At 68.1% G+C, this 18,220-nt stretch carries 21 protein-coding genes; 5 read left to right on the top strand and 16 right to left on the bottom strand.

Translation table 11 applies throughout. The features are described from left to right. Positions 1-5 precede the first annotated feature (5 nt). Positions 6-152, bottom strand: coding sequence for a hypothetical protein (locus AUL32_RS25340; protein WP_156421554.1), 147 nt, complete (start codon positions 150-152; stop codon positions 6-8). A gap of 344 nt (positions 153-496) precedes the next feature. Here AUL32_RS25340 and AUL32_RS20105 point away from each other — a divergent pair, with 344 nt between their 5' ends. Further along, entirely contained in the window at positions 497-1,081 is a 585-nt protein-coding gene (locus tag AUL32_RS20105) for an HD domain-containing protein (RefSeq protein ID WP_061977968.1), read from the top strand. Between the two features lie 39 nt (positions 1,082-1,120). Here the strand turns inward: AUL32_RS20105 and phnN are convergent, their stop codons facing one another. From phnN to phnG, 13 genes are all read right to left on the bottom strand, one after another. Continuing rightward, a complete protein-coding gene (phnN, locus tag AUL32_RS20100) occupies positions 1,121-1,738 on the bottom strand; it encodes a phosphonate metabolism protein/1,5-bisphosphokinase (PRPP-forming) PhnN (RefSeq protein WP_062119050.1) in 618 nt (205 codons plus the stop codon). Beyond that, the gene (locus AUL32_RS20095; RefSeq protein WP_062119047.1) at positions 1,728-2,906 is read right to left on the bottom strand and encodes an alpha-D-ribose 1-methylphosphonate 5-triphosphate diphosphatase; all 1,179 of its coding nucleotides are present in this window, start codon (positions 2,904-2,906) and stop codon (positions 1,728-1,730) included. The genes phnN and AUL32_RS20095 overlap by 11 nt, the downstream gene beginning before the upstream one ends. Continuing rightward, positions 2,903-3,577, bottom strand: coding sequence for a DUF1045 domain-containing protein (locus AUL32_RS20090; protein ID WP_062119044.1), 675 nt, complete (start codon positions 3,575-3,577; stop codon positions 2,903-2,905). Before AUL32_RS20090 ends, AUL32_RS20095 begins: the two co-directional genes overlap by 4 nt. Further along, on the bottom strand, positions 3,577-4,398 hold the full coding sequence (gene phnE / locus AUL32_RS20085) for a phosphonate ABC transporter, permease protein PhnE (protein WP_062119042.1): 822 nt from the start codon (positions 4,396-4,398) through the stop codon (positions 3,577-3,579). The genes AUL32_RS20090 and phnE overlap by 1 nt, the downstream gene beginning before the upstream one ends. A gap of 76 nt (positions 4,399-4,474) precedes the next feature. Beyond that, positions 4,475-5,467 carry a phosphonate ABC transporter substrate-binding protein gene (gene phnD / locus AUL32_RS20080; protein WP_062119039.1) on the bottom strand — a complete coding sequence of 331 codons (993 nt, stop codon included), beginning with the start codon at positions 5,465-5,467 and terminating at the stop codon, positions 4,475-4,477. Positions 5,468-5,493: 26 nt separating this feature from the next. Continuing rightward, positions 5,494-6,342: a phosphonate ABC transporter ATP-binding protein gene (gene phnC, locus AUL32_RS20075; protein WP_061977974.1), complete on the bottom strand. Its 849-nt coding sequence runs from the start codon at positions 6,340-6,342 to the stop codon at positions 5,494-5,496. 67 nt (positions 6,343-6,409) lie between these two features. Further along, entirely contained in the window at positions 6,410-7,057 is a 648-nt protein-coding gene (locus tag AUL32_RS20070) for a DapH/DapD/GlmU-related protein (protein ID WP_062119036.1), read from the bottom strand. After that, positions 7,054-7,785, bottom strand: a complete 732-nt coding sequence (phnL, locus tag AUL32_RS20065) for a phosphonate C-P lyase system protein PhnL (protein ID WP_062119033.1) — start codon at positions 7,783-7,785, stop codon at positions 7,054-7,056. The genes AUL32_RS20070 and phnL overlap by 4 nt, the downstream gene beginning before the upstream one ends. Before the next feature lie 2 nt (positions 7,786-7,787). Continuing rightward, positions 7,788-8,570, bottom strand: coding sequence for a phosphonate C-P lyase system protein PhnK (gene phnK, locus AUL32_RS20060; protein WP_061977977.1), 783 nt, complete (start codon positions 8,568-8,570; stop codon positions 7,788-7,790). Beyond that, on the bottom strand, positions 8,567-9,442 hold the full coding sequence (locus AUL32_RS20055; protein WP_062119031.1) for an alpha-D-ribose 1-methylphosphonate 5-phosphate C-P-lyase PhnJ: 876 nt from the start codon (positions 9,440-9,442) through the stop codon (positions 8,567-8,569). Before AUL32_RS20055 ends, phnK begins: the two co-directional genes overlap by 4 nt. After that, positions 9,439-10,566 (bottom strand): carbon-phosphorus lyase complex subunit PhnI, encoded by a 1,128-nt coding sequence (locus AUL32_RS20050; protein ID WP_062119028.1) that lies wholly within the window; start codon positions 10,564-10,566, stop codon positions 9,439-9,441. Before AUL32_RS20050 ends, AUL32_RS20055 begins: the two co-directional genes overlap by 4 nt. A 1-nt stretch (position 10,567) precedes the next feature. Next, positions 10,568-11,176, bottom strand: coding sequence for a phosphonate C-P lyase system protein PhnH (gene phnH / locus AUL32_RS20045; RefSeq protein ID WP_062119025.1), 609 nt, complete (start codon positions 11,174-11,176; stop codon positions 10,568-10,570). Then, positions 11,173-11,568, bottom strand: coding sequence for a phosphonate C-P lyase system protein PhnG (phnG, locus tag AUL32_RS20040; RefSeq protein ID WP_244498000.1), 396 nt, complete (start codon positions 11,566-11,568; stop codon positions 11,173-11,175). Before phnG ends, phnH begins: the two co-directional genes overlap by 4 nt. 215 nt (positions 11,569-11,783) lie before the next feature. Here phnG and phnF point away from each other — a divergent pair, with 215 nt between their 5' ends. After that, positions 11,784-12,503 (top strand): phosphonate metabolism transcriptional regulator PhnF, encoded by a 720-nt coding sequence (gene phnF / locus AUL32_RS20035; protein WP_062119489.1) that lies wholly within the window; start codon positions 11,784-11,786, stop codon positions 12,501-12,503. 90 nt (positions 12,504-12,593) lie between these two features. On the opposite strand, the gene AUL32_RS20030 is transcribed toward phnF, so the two are convergent. Next, complete coding sequence (locus AUL32_RS20030; RefSeq protein ID WP_082659887.1) at positions 12,594-15,098, bottom strand: glycosyltransferase family 61 protein; 2,505 nt, start codon at positions 15,096-15,098, stop codon at positions 12,594-12,596. Between the two features lie 416 nt (positions 15,099-15,514). On the opposite strand from AUL32_RS20030, the gene AUL32_RS20025 reads away from it, so the two are divergent. Further along, positions 15,515-16,123: an IMPACT family protein gene (locus tag AUL32_RS20025; RefSeq protein WP_062119016.1), complete on the top strand. Its 609-nt coding sequence runs from the start codon at positions 15,515-15,517 to the stop codon at positions 16,121-16,123. 189 nt (positions 16,124-16,312) lie between these two features. On the opposite strand, the gene AUL32_RS20020 is transcribed toward AUL32_RS20025, so the two are convergent. Continuing rightward, entirely contained in the window at positions 16,313-17,170 is an 858-nt protein-coding gene (locus AUL32_RS20020; RefSeq protein WP_192847493.1) for a helix-turn-helix domain-containing protein, read from the bottom strand. Between the two features lie 481 nt (positions 17,171-17,651). Between AUL32_RS20020 and AUL32_RS25335 the strand changes: the two genes are divergently transcribed. Beyond that, a complete protein-coding gene (locus AUL32_RS25335; protein WP_156421553.1) occupies positions 17,652-17,861 on the top strand; it encodes a hypothetical protein in 210 nt (69 codons plus the stop codon). A gap of 162 nt (positions 17,862-18,023) precedes the next feature. Then, positions 18,024-18,167, top strand: coding sequence for a DUF1127 domain-containing protein (locus AUL32_RS24695; RefSeq protein WP_082639818.1), 144 nt, complete (start codon positions 18,024-18,026; stop codon positions 18,165-18,167). Positions 18,168-18,220 lie beyond the last annotated feature (53 nt).

The raw sequence follows: 18,220 nt of genomic DNA, 5'->3' as shown, positions 1-18,220 counted from the left end.
TGAGATCAGGCTGCGTCGTAACCGCGCAGGAGGCGATTGAGATGTGCAGGGCCGACTTCGTCTCCCGTCCCGTCCAGCGCCTCGTGGATCGCTTCGGGATCGAGACCCATGGCGCGCAGAGGGCGGGGCGGCTTGCGCGACAGGATCACCAAGTCTGGGTGAATTCGGCGGCTCTGCCGGCTCGGCGCCCACGGATTGACGGGTGATCGACCACGACGGACGGGCGTTTGGCGCGCGCCGTCTCGGAATGATAAGAGACTCGTTGACACCTCGGCGGCTCAGAGCCGCCGAGTGATTTTGCGACGACCGCGAGGTGCCGGACTGGAGTTATGCGACGGCGCCTCCGCGAGGATTGGCAATCGTCCGTACGGGCGAGCGAAACATTGGATGCGCTCGCGCACCACTGCCTCGCTCGCGGGGCACGTCTCGCCCAAGGCGTCGACGCAAAAGCGCCAACGGATCGGACCGAGTTGTCGAACAGTCTCTAGGATGTCTCATGTCGCTCAGCCGTCTCGAACGCCAGATCGCCTTTCTTGCGCAAGCCGACGCTCTGAAATCGGTCGAGCGACAGAGCCGCATCGTCGGGGGGAGCCGGCGCGAGAACTCGGCCGAGCATTCCTGGCATCTCGCGCTGTTCGCGTTGGTGCTGGGGGCGGACCATCCCGCCATCGACACGGCGCGGGTGGTCGCCATGCTGCTTGTCCACGATCTCGTAGAAATCGATGCGGGCGACACGCCGATCCACGGGACGCATGACCTGGCCTTCGTCGCGCGAGCCGAGGAGGAAGCGGCCGAACGTCTGTTCGGCCTCCTGCCGGAGGACCAGCGCGACGGACTCCTTGCCCTGTGGCGCGAGTTCGAGCGGGCGGAAACGCCCGACGCGCGCTTCGCCAAGGCCCTCGACCGCCTGCAGCCCCTCCTTCTAAATACGCTCACCGCTGGCGGCACCTGGACCGAGAACGGCGTGACGCAAGATCAGGTCCACGCCCGCTACGGGCCGGTGATCGAGAAGGGCTCGCCGGATTGGTGGGCGCATGCCAGGACGCTCGTCGCGCGCCATTTCAGCGGCAGTGAGGGGTGAAAGCCCGGCCCATTTGACGGCGGCCTAAGCGCCGTTTCGTCAGGCCGGCAGTTCGGCCAGGAGCGCCTCGATGTGGCGCGCGAGCTGGTCCGCGCCCTCGTCGGGCGCGCCGGAGTTGTCGATTCGCAAGCTGCTGTGCGTTTCCGGCGGCGGTTCGAGGCTGACGGCGCGCGAAAGGCGGGCGAGGATGTCCGCCTCGCTTTCCCGCCCTCGCGCGGCGATGCGCGCGGCGAGCACGGCGGGGGGCGCGGTAATTTCCACCAGCGCGAGCCGGCCGAAGCGCTGCGCCGCCTCGCTTAAGGCGCGGCGCGAGAGATTGGCCAGAACCAGCTTCCCCTCGCCGACCTGCTCGCGCACCAGCATCGGCAAGCCGTAGGACAGCCCATGCGCCCGCCAGGTCAGGCAGAAAGCGCCGGCCGCTTCCGCCCGTGCGAAGCCGGGCTCGTCCAGACTGTCATGCGCCTCCGACTGGCCGTCGCAGGCGCGCGTCACCACCCGCCGCGCCAGATGGAGGCGCGGCTCCGGGCCGAGACGCTCCAGCGCGAGGCGGATCAGCGTGTCCTTGCCCGCACCGCTCGGGCCGACCACGGCCAGAAGCAGGCCGGCCTGGGGGGCGACGTGAGGGCCAGGGGGAAGACCCAGCGGATCAGGCGACACGGCGGCCCTCGCGCCAGACGCCGCGCACCACGGGGGTCGAGACCCTCGCCTCCGGCGCATGAACCCGCACGAGATCGGCGCGCAGCCCGGCCGCGATGGCGCCGCGATCCGCCAGCCCGGCGACACGGGCTGGCGCCTGGCTCACCATGCGAACGGCGGCGGGCAGGCCGATCGACCCGGACAGGACGAAGGCGGCCTGGATCAGGCTGAAGGGCACGTAGTCCGAGGACAGGGCGTCGAGCAGCCCCGCCTCCACCAGCGAGGCGGCGGAGATGTTGCCGGAATGCGAGCCGCCGCGCACCACGTTGGGCGCGCCCATCAGGACGGCGAGCCCCCCTTCGTGAGACAGGCGGGCGGCTTCCATCGTGGTGGGGAATTCGGCGAGCGCCACGCCCAGCGCGCGGCTTTCCGCGACATGGGCGGCCGTCGCGTCGTCATGCGAGGCGAGGCTGACGCCGGCATTGCGGCAGCGCTCGGCGATGAGCTCGCGATGGCGTGTGGAAAACTCTTCGGATTCCTTGATGCGCCGCAGGCAGAAGGCGTCGAACACGGGGTCCGGCATGCCGGTCTTGCCCTGGTAGTAGACGCGGTAGGTTTCGAGATCCACGAATTGCCGCTGCCCCGGCGCATGGTCCATCAGCGAGGCCAGACGCACGCGCGGGTTGGAAGCGAGGCGCTCGAAGCTCGGTATGACGTCGGGCGCCGAGACCTCGCAGCGCAGATGGAGGAAATGCTCGGCGCGAAGCGCCCCGGCCGCGTCCGCCGAGAGGATCGCCTCGGCCATCAGGCCCATGTCGGCCGCGCCGAGCTGGGCGTCTTCGTCCAGCCCGACGCGAAGCGCGTCGAAGACCGTGGTGATGCCGGACGCCGCGATCTCGGCGTCGTGCCCCTGAAGGGCGGCGTGGATGTTCCAGCGCACCTTGGGCCGGGGTAGGTAATGGCCTTCGAGATTGTCGGTGTGAAGCTCCACCAGGCCGGGCAGGAGATGGTCGCCCTCGCAGTCCACCCCGACCCGCGCGAGGCTGGGAGAGGCGGGGCCGGAGGAGATGTCCGCAATGCGCCCGTCGCGCACGAGGACGCTGCCCTCCACGATGTCGTCCGGCAGAACGATGATGGCGTTGGTGAAGACCTGTTCGCTCAAAGTCGAATTCATGGTGATCGCGTTCATGGCTCGCTGCGCAGCGGATGGAGGGAGTGGACGTGGAAGGGCTGGCCGGGCTCGGCCTGAAGGAAAAGAGCGAGCCGGTCGACGGCGAGCGGCCGGCCAAGGACCGGCGCGAACCTCTCCTGCAACTCGGCCTCGACGGCGGGCGCGGCCTCGTCGGCCACGCGCCCGGTCAGCGTCATGTGGAAGCGGAAATCCTCGAACACATGGGGATAGCCCCATTGCAGGAGATGGGCGCGGGCGCGCTCGCTCAAGGTTTCGGGTTTGCGGCGCGCCCAGTCCTCGGGGCTGAGCGGCGCGCGAAACGGCTCGAAGGCGCGCACGGCCTCGCCCGCCAGCGCGTCCAGCGCGGGCTCGCCCTCGTTCGGCACCAGGGCGAAGAAGCCCGACAGACGGCGCAGCGCCAGCTGGCGGATAACGGGCGCCCGATTGGCGTTGCAGAACTGGCGCAGCGCCTCGTCCAGCGCCTCCAGCGAGCGTCCCTCGGCAAAGCGAAAGGGCGCCTTCATCGTGGCGTGGAAGCCGTAGCGCGCGGGCTCGCTCACGAGCGCCGCCCGGCCGGGATCGAGCGGTTCTGCGGGCGTGCCGGGAAAGGCGCTGCGGCCCAGCCAGCCGGCGGCCAGATGCGCCAGGGGCGCTTCGGCCGGCGGCGTGTAGTAGATCGCGACGCGCATCAGATGACGCGCTTTCGCAGGGTCTGAGACAGGATATCCATAAGGCTGACCGTGGCGACGATGATGAGAAGCATGGCGGACGCCTGGGGATAGTAGAAGCCCCGAATGGATTCGAACAGGATCTGTCCGATGCCGCCGGCCCCGATCACGCCGAGCACGGTGGCGGAGCGCACGTTGGATTCCAGCCGGTAGAGCGAGAAGGAGATCCAGAGCGGCAGGACCTGCGGGATGACGCCATAGACGATCTGCTGGAGGCGCGAGGCGCCGGTGGTGCGGATCGCCTCGACCGGGCGTGGGTCGATCGCCTCCACCGCCTCGGAAAAGAGCTTGGCGAGAATGCCCGTCGTGTGGACGAACAGCGCCATGACCCCCGCGAAGGGGCCAAGTCCCACCGCCACGACGAAGAGCACGGCGAAGACCACCTCGTGAATGGCGCGAAACAGATCCATCAGGCGGCGCGAGGGCTGGTAGACCCACCAGGGCGCCATGTTCTTGGCCGACAGGATGCCGAAGGGCACCGACAGCACCACCGCCAGGAACGTGCCCCAGATGGCGATCTGCACGGTGACGACCATCTCCGAGAGATAGCTGCGCCAGGGCGAGAAGTCGGGATGCAGGAAGCCGGTGGCGTATTCCGCCATGTTGCCGGCATCGGTGAAGAGATGGGTCCATTGGCCCATCTCGGCCGGGCCCCAGCTCCAGGCGAGCGCCGCCACGACAAGGGCGGGCAGGGCCATGTGGGACAGGGCGCCGCGGGCCCGCGAGGCGTCCCGCACCGTTTGCGGCGCGCCGACCTCGGATATCGTCTTGGCTTGGGTCATGGAGCCTCGCTCGGCAAGGGTCTCGGGCGGCAGGCCGGGGCGCTGGGCACCCCGGCCACGACGAAGTTTTTGGCGATCAGCCCTGCGGAAGCTGGGCCATACGGGCCTCGATGGCGGCCTTCTTCTCTTCCAGCGGCTTGATCTTCTCGGCCTTGGCGGCGTCGGAAAGGGAAGCGTCGCCCTTGGTCTGCGCGATGGTCTTGGTCAGTTCCATGACGCGAACGGGCAGAAGCTGGTCGTCGTTGGACGGGCGGAAGACGGTCCAGGTCAGGTCGTTCAGGATCTTCAGCTCGGCCTGCCGATCACCCTTCGAGCGCTCCGTGCCGTAGTCGAGAACGAAGGTCCGCAGCTTGGCCTTGGTCTCGTCGGACAGATCCTTGGACCAGACCAGCGGATCGGCCGCGATCAGCGGCGACTTCCAGATGATCTTGATCTTGCCGTAGGCGCCCGGCTGGTTCTTCTCCAGAAGCGCCAGGTTCTCGGTGTTGTTGGCCGCCGCGTCCAGCTGGCCGTTGGCCACGCCCATCGCGTTGGTCTCGTGATTGGCGTTTGTGACGTTCTTGAAGCAGGTCTTGGGGTCGATGTTGCGCGCCGAGAAGATGAAGGTCATCGGCACGAGGTAGCCCGAAGTCGAGTTCGGATCGCCCAGGCCGAAATTCACCGACTTGTCGCACTTCAGGAGGTCATCGAGCGAGTTGAGCTTCGAGGACGCGGGCGCCAGGATCAGCGAATAATAGCCCGGCGTGCCGTCGGCATGCACGGTCTGGGCGAAGACCTCGCCCTTGGCGCGGTCCACCGCTTCCATCGCGGACTTGTTGCCGTACCAGGCGAGCTGCACCTTGCCGAAGCGCATGCCCTCGATCACGCCGGCATAGTCGGTCGCGAAGAAGGGCTTGATGTCGAGGCCCGTTTCCTTGGCCATGTCGGCCAGGAACGGCTCCCACTTGGTGCGCAGGTTCTGCTGCGACTCGGTGGAGATGATGCCGAAATTCACCGTCTCGGCGAGCGCGGTGCCGGCGAAGGTGGAGGCGAGCCAAACCGCCGCCATGCCCTTGAGGAAAGCGTTCATTGCAGTCTCCGATGGTCGTTGGGAACTCAGACGGCCTCGAGGGCTCCGAGCGAGGGGTGGCGTGCTGGCTCCGGCCGGCGGCTGGGGGCTGCGGCCGGCGCATCCGGCAGGAGCAGCTCTTCCGAGGCCGAGCCGTAGAGCTCGGACAGGAATTCGTTGGTGAGGGCCGAGGACGGCCCGTCGAACACGACGCGCCCGTCGCGCATGGCGACCGTGCGGGCGAAGTAGCGGCGGGCGTAGTCCACCTGATGCAGCGACACGAGAACGGTGATCCCGTCGTCGCGGTTGATCGCGGCGAGCACGTCCATCACGCGCCGGGCCGAGGCCGGGTCGAGCGAGGCGATCGGCTCGTCGGCGATCAGGATGCGGGCGCGCTGCACCAGCGTTCGGGCGATCGCGGCGCGCTGCTGCTGGCCGCCCGACAGGGTGGAGGCGCGCTGCGTTCCGGCATGGCCGATGCCGACGCGCGCCAGCGCTTCCAGCGCTGCCGCCTTGTCGCCCCGCCGGAACAGGCCGAACGTGCCGCGCCAGCGCGGAATGCGGCCGAGCGTGCCGATCAACACGTTGGTGAGCACCGACAGGCGATGCACGAGGTTGAACTGCTGGAAGATCACCGACACCTCGCCCCGCACGGCGTCCGCGCCCTTCAGCATCCGCCCGCCTGCCTGGACGGGCGTGCCGAAGATGGCGATGCGGCTGCCTTCGCCTTCGCCGGTTTCCAGCCCGGCGATGTGGCGGATGAGGGTGGACTTGCCGGAGCCGGAGGCGCCGATCAGCGCCACCATCTCGCCGGGGGCGACGGAGAGGTCGACCTCACTGAGGGCCTGCGTGGTGCCGAAGCGCTTGGAAAGTCGGGTCACGGTGATCGCGGTCATGGCGTTCGTGCCTCTCTGCTGCGGGGGCAGCCTGACATGCCGAGTTGGGCTGGCGGTGACGGTTTCGTTAAGCTTGGATGACAGTCGCGTAAGCGTGGCGCTCGTAGGCATCGAGAAAGGCCTCGGCGCCCAGCCGGCGGAAGTCGGCCAGCGCCTCGAAGAGCCGGTCGTGCGACCAGTCCCACCAGGCGAGCGCGTCCATGCGCTCGCCGGTCTTTTGAGAGAAGCGTTCGCGGATGAGGCGCGCCGGCACGCCGCCGACGATCGTGTAGGGCGCGACGTCGCGGCTCACCACCGCGCCGGAGCCGACCACCGCGCCGTTGCCGATCGTGACGCCCGGCAGGACCGTGACGCCGTGGCCGATCCAGGTGTCGTGGCCGATCGTGACCACCTTCGAGCGGCGCTCTTCGAAAAACTCGGCCTCGTCGTCGGCGCCTTCGAAATAGTCGCCGGCCCGGTAGGTGAAATGGTGCAGCGTCGCGCGGTGAACCGGATGGTTCGTGGCGTTGATGCGCACGGCGGCGGCGATGTTGGCGAACTTGCCGATCCGGGCGCGCCAGATCCGGCAGTCCTGCATGACATAGGAATAGTCGCCGAGTTCGGTTTCGCAGACATAGGACCGCGCCTCCACCTCGGTGAAGCGGCCGAACGTGGTGTCCGACACTTCGGCGCTGGGATGGATGAGCGGGACGTGCTCGTTCAGCTTGGTGCTCATGCGGCCCTCCGCGCGGAAAAGGCGGAAACGTCGAGAATGCGGGTGGCAACCGCCGCGCGCACCGGCTCGTCGTGGAAGATGCCGAGAATGGCCGTGCCGGCGGTGAGCTTCTCGCCGATCATGGCCACCACGACATCGCGATTGGCGCTGTCCAACGAAGCGGTCGGCTCGTCGAGAAGGAGGATCGGCTGGTCGGTGAGGAAGCCGCGCGCGATGTTGACGCGCTGCTTCTCGCCGCCCGAGAAGGTGGCAGGCGGCAGGTCGAACAGGGCTTGCGGAAGGTTCAGGCGCGTCAGCATGGCGCTCGCGCGCTCTCGCGCCGTCTCCCGCGCCACGCCGAGCCGCACCAGCGGATCGGCCACCACGTCCAGCGCCGAAGCGCGGGGCACGGCGCGCAGGAACTGGCTGACATAGCCGATGGAGCGCTCGCGCAGCGCCAGGACGGTGCGCGGATCGCCCGCGCCGAGATCGCGCATCTGCCCGTCGCCGGCGTCCCGCACCAGGATCGCGCCGCGATCGACGGCGTAGTTGCCGTAGATCATCCGCAGGATCGAGGACTTGCCGACGCCGGACGGGCCACCGAGCACCACGCATTCGCCGGGGCGAAGATCGAAGGCGACGTTCTCCACCACCGGCAGCTGAATGCCGCCGCGCAAGTGCATGGTGAAGGACTTGGCGACGCCGCTGACCGACAGGAGCGGGGCGGCCTTGTTGGAAAGCTCCGACATGGTCAGGACTCCGGGATCGAGGCGACGAGAAGCTGGGTGTAGGGATGGTGCGGATCGTCCAGCACGCGGTCCGTCAGTCCCTGCTCCACGATGCGGCCCGCCTTCATTACGATCATCCGCTGCGACAGGAGCCGCGCCACGGCGAGATCGTGCGTGACGAGGATCACCGACAGGCCGAGATCGGCCACCAGCGTGCGCAGGAGATCGAGCACCCGCGCCTGCACCGAGACGTCGAGCCCGCCGGTCGGCTCGTCCATGAAGACGAGGCGGGGATGGGTGACGAGATTGCGCGCGATCTGCAGCCGCTGGCGCATGCCGCCGGAAAACTCCACCGGCCGGTCGTCGATGCGGCGTGGGTCGATCTCGACGCGGCCGAGCCAGTCCGACGCCGCCTCGCGAAGCGCGCCGTAATGACGCCCGCCCACTGCCATCAGCCGCTCGCCGACATTGGCGCCGGCCGACACGCGCATGCGCAGGCCCTCGGCCGGGTTCTGGTGGACGAAGCCCCAGTCGGTCCGCATGAGAAAGCGCCGCTCGGCCTCGGTGAGCGTTGCGAGATCGCGCATCTCGCCGTCGCGCATGGCGTAGCGCACGGTGCCCGCGCTCGGCTCCAGCCGGGCCGAGAGGCAGGAAAGAAGCGTCGTCTTGCCGGAGCCGGACTCGCCGACGATGGCCAGGACTTCGCCCGGCCAGAGATCGAGCGAGATGTCGGTGCAGCCGATCCGCGCGCCGTAGCGCTTTTCCAGACCCTCGACGGAGAGAAGCGGGGTGGCGCTCGCGCTCATGCGGGGACCTTTCCCAGAAGCGCGCCGACATGGCCCTCGCTCCGGCGTGTTTCGCAATGGTCGGTGTCGGAGCAGACGAACATGCGCCCGCCCCGGTCGTCGGTCACGACCTCGTCGAGATAGACGCCGGTCGCCGCGCAGAGCGCGCAAGGGGTGTGGAACTCCTGGATCGCGAAGGGGTGGTCGTCGAAATCGAGGCTCTGCACGTCGGTGAAGGGCGGCAGGGCGTAGATGCGCTTTTCGCGGCCGGCGCCGAAGAGTTGCAAGGCCGGCGAGCGGTGCATCTTGGGATTGTCGAACTTCGGGATGGGCGAGGGGTCCATGACGTAGCGCCCCTCGACCTTGACCGGGTAGGCATAGGTCGTCGCGATCTCGCCGTGGCGGGCGATGTCCTCGTAGAGCTTCACATGCATGAGCCCGTATTCCTCCAACGCATGGAGGGTGCGGGTCTCGCTTTCGCGCGGCTCCAGAAAGCGCAGCGGCTCGGGGATCGGCACCTGATAGACGAGGATCTGCCCGGCCTTCAGCGGCGCCTCGGGAATGCGGTGCCGGGTCTGGATGATGGTCGCCGCGCCCGTGCGGGTCGTGGTCTCGACCTTGGCGACGCTCTCGAAGAAGGCGCGGATGGAAACGGCGTTGGTCGTGTCGTCGGCGCCCTGGTCGATGACTTTGAGCACGTCCCGCGGCCCGATGATCGCCGCCGTGACCTGCACGCCCCCCGTGCCCCAGCCGTAGGGCATGGGCATTTCGCGGCTGGCGAAGGGCACCTGATAGCCGGGAACGGCGATGCCCTTGAGAATGGCGCGGCGGATCATCCGCTTCGTCGCCTCGTCGAGATAGGCGAAGTTGATGGCGGGAAGGGTGAGGGTCATTGCGCGGCCTCCGCCGGCTCGGCCCCGCTCTCGTCCGCTTCAGCCGGAGCCGCCGCGCGCTCGGCGTTCAGCCGGCGCAGGAGGTGGAGCTCGGCCTGGAAGTCGACGTAATGGGGCAGTTTCAGATGTTCCACGAAGCCGGTCGAGGCGACGTTGTCGCAATGGGACAGGACGAACTCCTCGTCCTGCGCCGGCGCCAGACGCTCCTCGTCGAACTCGTCCGCCCGCAAGGCGCGGTCGACGAGGCTCATGGCCATGGCCTTGCGCTCGCTCTGGCCGAAGACGAGGCCGTAGCCGCGCGTGAAGCGGGCCTCGCCCCCCTTGGGCGCGGAGAATTGCGCGATCATCTGGCATTCGGTCAGCCGCGTGCGGCCGATCACGACGGGGAAGCCAAGTTCGGGCAGGTCCACCTCGATTTCCACCAGCCCGATGCGGATCTCGCCGACGAACGGGTGGTTGCGCCCGTAGCCGCGCTGGGTGGAATAGCCGAGGGCCAGGAGAAAGCCCTCGTCGCCGCGCGCCAGGGCCTGGAGCCGGAGGTCGCGCCCGGCGGGAAAGTCCAGCGGATCGCGCGTGATGTCGCCGGGCTCGCCCCAGCCTTCCGCCGGCCCGTCGCCGTCCGGCTCGATCAGGCCTTCGCCGCGCAGAAGATCGGTGACGCGCGGCGCCTTCGCCTCGTCTTCGCGGGCGCGGCGCTCCGGCTGGGGAACCGGCTCGTCGCCGGCCATGGCGGGGTCGAGCAGCCGGTGCGTGTAGTCGAAGGTCGGCCCCAGCAACTGGCCGCCGGGCAGGTCCTTGTAGGTTGCCGAAACGCGGCGCTCCAACTGCATGGCGCCCGTGTCCACCGGCTCGGCGGCGCGAAAGCGCGGCAGCGTGGTGCGATAGGCGCGAAGCAGGAAGATCGCCTCGATCAGGTCGCCCCGCGCCTGCCGGATGGCGATGGCGGCAAGCTCGGGATCGTAGAGCGAGCCCTCGGCCATGACCCGGTCCACCGCCAGCGAAAGCTGTCCGGTGATCTGGTCGAGGCCGAGTGCAGGCACGTCCCGCTCGCCGCGCCGACGGTCGGCGAGCAGCTTGTGGGCGTTGCGGATGGCGGCTTCCCCGCCCTTGACGGCGACGTACATTTCAAGCCTCCGCGATGCGTGTGGAACGTGGCAGGGCGATCAGCCCCTCGCCCGCCACGAGAACGAGATCGTGCCCGCGCGGAAACAGCGCGCGATTGCCGGCGCGGGCCGCGAGGAACCCCGCCGGCAGGCCTTGCGGGGCGATGGGGCGGACCGTCTCGATGCCGGGGCCGGAGAGAAGGAGCGACGCGCCGCCTTCCAGGCTTTCCACCGGCAGGATCAGGGTCGCGGCGCGGTCGGGATAGGCGTCGGTGCCGATACCGAAGCGGCCCCAGCCGGCGGGGTCCGAACCGAGGGTGAGCAGCGCGAAGGCGGCTTCGCCCGGCGCCGCGACGAGGCTGGCGCCGGTGTGGAAGCCGAGCCAGGCGGCGGCCGCGCCGGCCTCCGCGCCCTCCAGAAAGATCGACGCGTCGGCATCGGCGAGCGTCAGCAGGAACACGGCGGCGGCCGGCGCGAGCGGGGCCGGCGCTTCCACCGGGGCGGCGAGACGGGCGATCGTGCCGGGCGCGGCGAAGGCGTCCATCACGGCGCGAAAGGCGTCTTGTGAACCGAGAACCGGGTCCTGGAATCCGCCCGAGACGGCGAGGGCGGAAAGGGAAGTCTGTGTCATGCCTGATCCTCGCCGCGAACCAGCGTGAAGAAATCCACCCGCGTCGCCTCGGTCTCGGCGGCGCGATCGCTCTCCGCGTCAGTGTCGGCCTGGAGGAGCGGGGCGACGATCTCGCGCTCGATCCGCTCCTGCCACTCCGGGTGCTGCCAGAGCGCGTCGCAATGGGCGGCGAGCCGCGCCTTGTCGCTATCGCGCCCCAGGATCATGGCGTGGCCGACCTCGCCGGTGCCCAGCCGCACCGTGGCGCGGCAGACGCTGGCCTCGCCCAGATTGAACGGCGCTCCGCCTCCGCCCGCCCGGCCGCGCAGCATAACGAGACCGATCTCGGGTCCGCGCACCGGCCGTGCCGGCGGGGCGTCCTCGCAGACCTGGCCGTGCAGCACGCGCAGCATGCCACCATCGGCCAGCGCGAAGGCGCTGATGGCGCGGCGACGGCGTTCCTGAAACGAGATGTCCGGGTCGGAGGAGGGCTGGAGCATGGGTCGGTCCGCTCATTGGTCTATTTGTTTAGACATCTAGTCTGGACGATCCTTCTTTATCCGTCCATCGGTGACATCAGGATGACAGGCGCGAATCTTTGGGCGCGAATCTTTTGGCGGGAGCGGGCGTGAACGAGACGGACGAGGGCGTGACGCGCTGGCGGCGGGTGGCCGACAAGATCCGCTCCGCGATCATGGACGGCGCCTTCGCGGACAAGCTGCCGCCGGAAACCGAGCTGGCCGACAGTTTCGGCGTGAACCGGCACACGGTTCGGCGCGCGATCCAGTCGCTCGCTAGCGAAGGGCTGCTGCGAGCCGAGCGCGGCCGGGGCACGTTCGTCAACGCGCCAGCGCGCCGGCTCGCCTATCCCATCGGCCCGCGCACGCGCTTTTCCGAGAACGTCACGGCGCAGGGGCGCACGCCGGGCGGGCGCCTGATCCGGGCCGACGCCACGCGCGCCGACGCCGCGCTCGCAGCCCTTCTCGGCTGCGCTGCGGGCGCGCCGCTGCATCGGCTGGAAACGCTCAGCGTCGCCAATGGCGTTCCGCTGTCGATCGCGACCTCGCATTTCAGCGTGGAGCGCTTTCCCGGCATCGTGCGAGCCTATGCCGAGACCGGCTCGGTGACGGAGGCGCTGAAGCTGGAAGGCGTGTCGGACTATCGTCGGCGCGAAACGCGCATCACGGCCGAGCGCGTCCACCCGCTCGACGCCGACCATCTGGCGACCTCGCCCGACTCGATCGTGCTGGTCAGCATGGCGGTGGATGTCGATCTCGACAACCGCCCGGTGCAGGTGATCCGGGCGCGCTTCCCCGCCGATCGCATGGAGCTGGTGCTACGGCCTTGACCTCGCGCGCTCCGCTGCGACGCCCGAACGGCGAAAGGGCGGCTCGCGCCGCCCTTTGCTTTTCAGTCCGACGTCCGGCCCTGCGTGGCCTCAGGCCAGCATTTCGCGCAGCGCCGCCACGGTGCCGGCCACGTCCAAACGCCAGCGGCGTTGGCTCGGGCGCGGGTCGGTCCGGTCCTCCTCGCCGATCACGACGCCGTAGGCGAGGCCGAGCGAGCTGAAGAGATTGGTGTGCGCGTCGAGAAAGACGCCCGTGCTCTCGATCGTCACGACCTGGGTCTCGGGCCGACAGAACACGGTGTTGAACATGGCCGCGCCGCCGAGGCCCACCACCACCCGCGCCTTGGCGAACAGCGCTACCTGCTCGGCGAAGGAAAGATGTTCCGGCTCCACCACGGTGAAGCCGAGCGGCACCAGCGCGTCGATCAGCTCCTCCTCGTTCAGGAGGCCGCGATAGGCGCCGCCCTTGCGGGTTCGGCTGAGGCGGGACAGGAAGACGCGCTCCGGTGCGGGCGCCGCGCTGTCATGGGCCAACCGCTCCGCCAGATCGCGAAAGATGTCGCGCTCGTGCGGAGCGAGGATCAGGTCGCGCCCGACCATGCGCACGAGGCTGACGCTCTCGCACCAATAGGTCGCGCCGCGCCGCTGCTCGACGATGTCCTCGTCGGCGAGGCCGAAGGTCTGGAGAAGGCTGCGCTGCCAGGGATGCTGGCGCTCGCACAGGAAACGGTCGTACCGGTCCCGATGGCTCGCGAAGTGATGCATGCCGGGCAGGCCGAGAAGCAGCCACATGCCCCAATTGTCCGGCTCGTCCGGCGTGCCGACAAAGATCGACCCTTCGAGATGCTCCGCCCGCTCCAGCGCCTCGCGCGCCAGAACCGCCCCGCCTTCGTGCAGCTGCAGGCCGGTGGCGGCGTTCTCGTAGGTCCCGTGCGCGCGGGCCATGCGCAGAAGATCGTCTTCGCCATGCACGGTGTACCGGTCGAAGAAGCGGCCCGAGCGGACGATCCCGTTGAAGCCGACGATCCCGGCATTCTCGAAACGGTCCACCGCGCGGCCCTGCGTCAGCCGCTCCACCTTGTAGATGCGCGAGACGTCGGGCTCCTCTCCCGAAAGGTTCAGGAGGAAGCGCGGCAGGGTCTTGGCCCAGGTCTCGCGCGGCGCAAGGACCTCGCGCGAGAACAGGCTTTCGTCTCCCGGTAGGGGCGCGGCCACCGGAACGAAGGCGGCCTCCGCCGCTTCCGGCGGTTCGGCGTCGGGTTCGGCGGGTTCCAGTTGAACCGCGCGCAGGGCGACCACGGAACGCTCGCCCGTCTGCAGCTCGTTGAGCGTGGTGGCGCGAAGGCGAACCCGCAGCCCGTCCCGCGCCCGGGCGGGGAAGGCGAGCGACAGCGCACCGGCGCGCGCCGCGTCCGACATCTCGCACGCGGTGCTGGCGATCTCGGCTTCGCCCTGGAAGGCCGTCAGTTCGAGGCGCAGGGGCGCCACCGTCGCGATGGGGATCTCCGCTTCGACCCGAAGCCGCGTGGCTCCAAGCAGGCGAACGTTTCGCCATTCCAGCGCGGTCTCCGGCTTCGAGGGCTCGGAGGCATGAAGCAGGAACTGGCTTTCCACCTGGCGGGACCAGTCGTGGCCATGGAGAAGCACGGCCTCGCCCCAGCCGAAATCATGCTCGCCGCCCGTGCTGCCGACCTCCGTCTTGGCGGGAAAGGGCAGCGCGCGAGGCCCGGGCCTCAGATGCGCATCGACGGCGCCTTGCACTGCTTCCCATTCGGCGAAGGGCGCGGCTTCCAGCGCTTGGCGCAAAAGGGCCGAAAGCGCCTCGCCCTTCGACCCCGAGCGGGGGAGGTAGGGGGCGAGGACCCGCTCCGACAGGGTGTCGAGGCGGGCGAAATCCGCCCCTTGGTCCGTCTCGCCCAGCAGGAGCAGCCAGAAGGGCGCGCCCCCGCCAAGCCGCGTCAGTTCCGCCTGGATCATGGCGAGAAGCGCCGGTTCGACGGGCTCGGCGCCTGCAAGCACCAGGATCAAGCCGCCGCCGGCGAGGCGTGCGCGAAAACGGCGGCCGAGGTCCCGCATCCGATCCGCCTCGCGCCGAAACAGGCCGCGCTGGCGCATCGCGTCGCGATCGAAGCGCCAGTCGTCCCCGGCCGGCATTTCGGTGAGGTCCGAGCGCCATTCCACGCCATGATGGCGCTCGCGCACCCAGCCCGGCGAAGCGGGCGAAAGGTCGGCTCGCCGGAAGAGGCGCGTCAGGTCGTCGTGAAGCAGGGTGAGGAGCTGATGGGGGCGAAGGCGGGCGCAGCCGAACAGGCTGTCCCCCTCGACACCGAGTTGGTGCAGGGGCGCAAGGAGCTCGTCCTGGCCCAGGAGAATCTCGAAACGCGCCGCGTCCGAGGGGCTCAAAGGGGCCAGCGGGAGCTCGCTTGGTGTCGGTGACTTGACCGACGCCTTGGGTCCTAAAAGCGAGTGGCCAAGGTCGACCCCGGCGGGGTCGGGCGGAATCAGGAACGGCGGGATGGTCGACAAGACCCGGCGGGCCAATGCCAGCGACGTTTCGGACGGGCTTTCGGGCGTCGGGGCGAGGGCGTCGGACATGGCGGCGGGCGATCCAGCAAGGCAGGCTTCAGCCTAAGGTTGGATCGTTGAGGAAGCGATAAAGCGGCAGGGCTCCTCCGCGAGGGCGGGGCCCGTGGCGCTACGATCCAGCGACGTGATGCAGGTCCGCGCGGTCTCCACGCGTCAGTCCCAACACGACGCCTTTCCAGCTGAAGGGCGTGGAAGGGCTGCGTCCTGACGGTTCCTCGGTCCATCCGAAGCGGGAATACCTATCCAGTTCTGCTTTCATTTGGCAGACCATCCACTTGAGCGCGGGATGAAACAAGAAAGCTGAAGCTGGCGGAAGCGGGGACGACATCGCGGGTTCTTGATGGCTCTCCGTCAGCCGGCGTCACATGCCGGCTTCGTGCCTCGATCTGCTATCCCAGATGGAGCGGCATTTGGTACACAGCGACATGAGCATCCTCCACACGCCCGTGTCAGAGTCGCGAGCCCGGCAAGACATCAAGAAGAGCCGGTTTCTCGCCATTGCCGACACCGTCTCGAGCGTCGAGGCGGCGCAGGCGTTCCTAGCGTTGCACGCCGATCCCACAGCCCATCACAATTGCTGGGCTTGGCGGTTCGGACAGAGCTACCGGTTCACGGACGATGGCGAGCCGAGCGGAACGGCCGGCAAGCCCATCCTGCAGGCGATCGATGGGCAAGGGCTGGATCGCGTCGTCGTGATGGTGACGCGGTGGTTCGGAGGCGTTCGTCTTGGCACCGGCGGTCTCATCCGCGCCTATGGCGGCACCGCCGCGCTTTGCCTCCATAATGCCGAGAAGGTGCCGCTTCTTGAAACGATACCGGCGACCTTGACCTGCCAGTTCTGCGATCTCGCGCTTCTGCAAGCTCGGATCGGCGCCCAGGCCGGCGTGGAGATACAAAGCACGTGCTTCACCGACACGGGCGCCCAGTGGTCGCTCGCCATCCCCCGCGACAAGATCGATGCGATGTCGCGCCTGGTAAACGATCTGACGCATGGGCGGGCCGACCTGCGCTTCGACGAGCTCTGCCGCGAATAGGCAGCCGGACCGCAAAGCTTCCGTGTTTTTACTTCGGAGGGGATGGAAGGCTGAACGAGCCGTTCCAAGGCCAAAGCCCCTCACATCGGGTCCGCCTATTCGGCATACGGAGCGAGGCGGGTCTGTCTGTTGCGCTCGCCTCTCAAGCCATCGCGCGCTCGTCTCGTTCCCTGTCCTGGCAGGATACGACTATCCCCCTTCGCTTTCGGGTTGGTCCGGTTTGCTCAAGACGTTTTTCCAGAAGTCGAAGAGCATTCGGCCACTCAGCGGGAAGCGGGTCGTCCCTGTCGATCTCGCAACGCGCGGAGAACAGCCGAAGCGGCGATTGAAGGCTTTCGAGAAATGCGCCGTGCTGTCGAAGCCGAGGAGGTTTGCGATCTCGCCGATGGATCGGTGATCTTCCGGGTGGAAGAGAATGGCGCGGGCCGCCTCCAGCCGCAGCTCCATGATGAACCTGGAAACGCCTCCAAGAGGCTGGAAGGCGCGATAGAGCGTCGAGCGGGCGATCTCGAGATCGACGGAGATCGATTCCGGCGTGAGTTGGGAAGCGGATAGATTCTGCCGGATATGCCGCTCCACTCTGGTTCGAATGGCGGAGGGCGCGAAGGCTCGGTTCGTGTCCTGGCACAGCAGGAGTTCGTCGAGCGCGGCGGCGATCAGGCAAAGCGAGGCGCGAGTGATCCGTTCGGCTTCCTCCACCGGCAGCATCGGCAGGTGACGGGCAAGCGAAATCATGTGGTCCATGAGAAATTGTGCGCTGACAGACCGGAAGACATGACCATGCAAATCCGGGATCGAGGGAACCAGCTTGGCCAAGGCCTGCCTTGGGACGTTGATCATCACCCACCGGCTATCGGTCGAAAGGCCGACCGACGGTCGGGCCGTGTCCAGGCCGATCAACTCGCCGTCGCCGAAGTCGAACAGCTTGCCGTCGGCGTTCCCCGCCCACCGCCCTTCGGCAAAAACCACGAAGACGAGATTCGTCTCGTCACCCTTGGTTGCGTTCGGGGGACGGTCCACCCAGGCAGAGCCGGTCTTGCCGGCCATGACGACGAGCGGATCGAGCAGCCAGGCGGCTGCGTCCATCTCGAAGTCCTGCATATCGCGCCCGGCCGGAAGGCGAATATCATATTGCGGGAGAACGGCTCGCCACCGATGGAAGGCCCCCTCCGGGCCGAGGTCGGCGCTACTGATCCGAACCGACGGCAAGTGCTGGCTCATGGACGCGTGACCTCGCGGATCGACGCCGTCCTTCCCGAACCCGTTATCGTCAGCCTGCCCGATGGCACCGCTGCGTCCGGGACCGTTCGCGCGCCCGTGTCATGCCGGGTTCGAAACCGGATATCGATGGAAACCGGATAAGCCATACTCCCCCCTATATCTTACCGGCTCTTCTCTACTCGAGCGGTCGAATTGATAAGAGCCGGTATTCTACATTGAGACGAACAGCCAAAACCCCGAACTTGCAGCTGGTCCGTCCATGCCGCTAGCTCGCCGTCGCAGGTATCGCAACGGGAAAGTCCAGGCCGTGCTCGACCCCAACAAAGTCCGTCTCATCCTCAAAGAGAATCCGCAGTTCAAGGTGACGGCGGCGACGTTCTTATTGAGCAAGGCGAACAAGGACAGCTATCCCTCCAATCCCTGGATGACGCTCAACGGGCATGAAGGCGACAGCCCGCTCCTGCAAAAACATCCGAGTACGCCTCCATCTTACTCAACCGTTAAGCTATGCATTTAGCGCATATCGCCACTGTGAGCGGCCGATAGCAAAGGGACGCAGGGCTCCCCTTCGGTCTTTGCGCTGCTGCTGGGCGTTGTCGAGGCGTAGGTTCTGGTCATCGAAAGAAAACGACCACGCCGGCCACCACCGACGAGAGGCCGGACCCGAAAGGAAACTCCCATGAACATCGCTCGCTCTTTCAACGCTTGGCGCCAGTATCGCAACACGGCCACGGAGCTGAACCGCCTGTCGCAGCGCGAACTCTCCGACCTCGGCATCTCGCGCTCCGAGATCCCGGCTCTCGCCCGCCAGTCGGTGCGCTAGGTTTCTGATTTTTGCCGCATTGTCCGACGGCAAAGCGTATCCGCTTTGCCTGG

The sequence above is a fragment of the Aureimonas sp. AU40 genome (assembly GCF_001463785.1).
GTDB lineage: Bacteria > Pseudomonadota > Alphaproteobacteria > Rhizobiales > Rhizobiaceae > Aureimonas.
The sequence above is the reverse complement of the archived record's forward strand: the minus strand, read 5'-3'. Positions and strand labels throughout refer to the sequence as shown.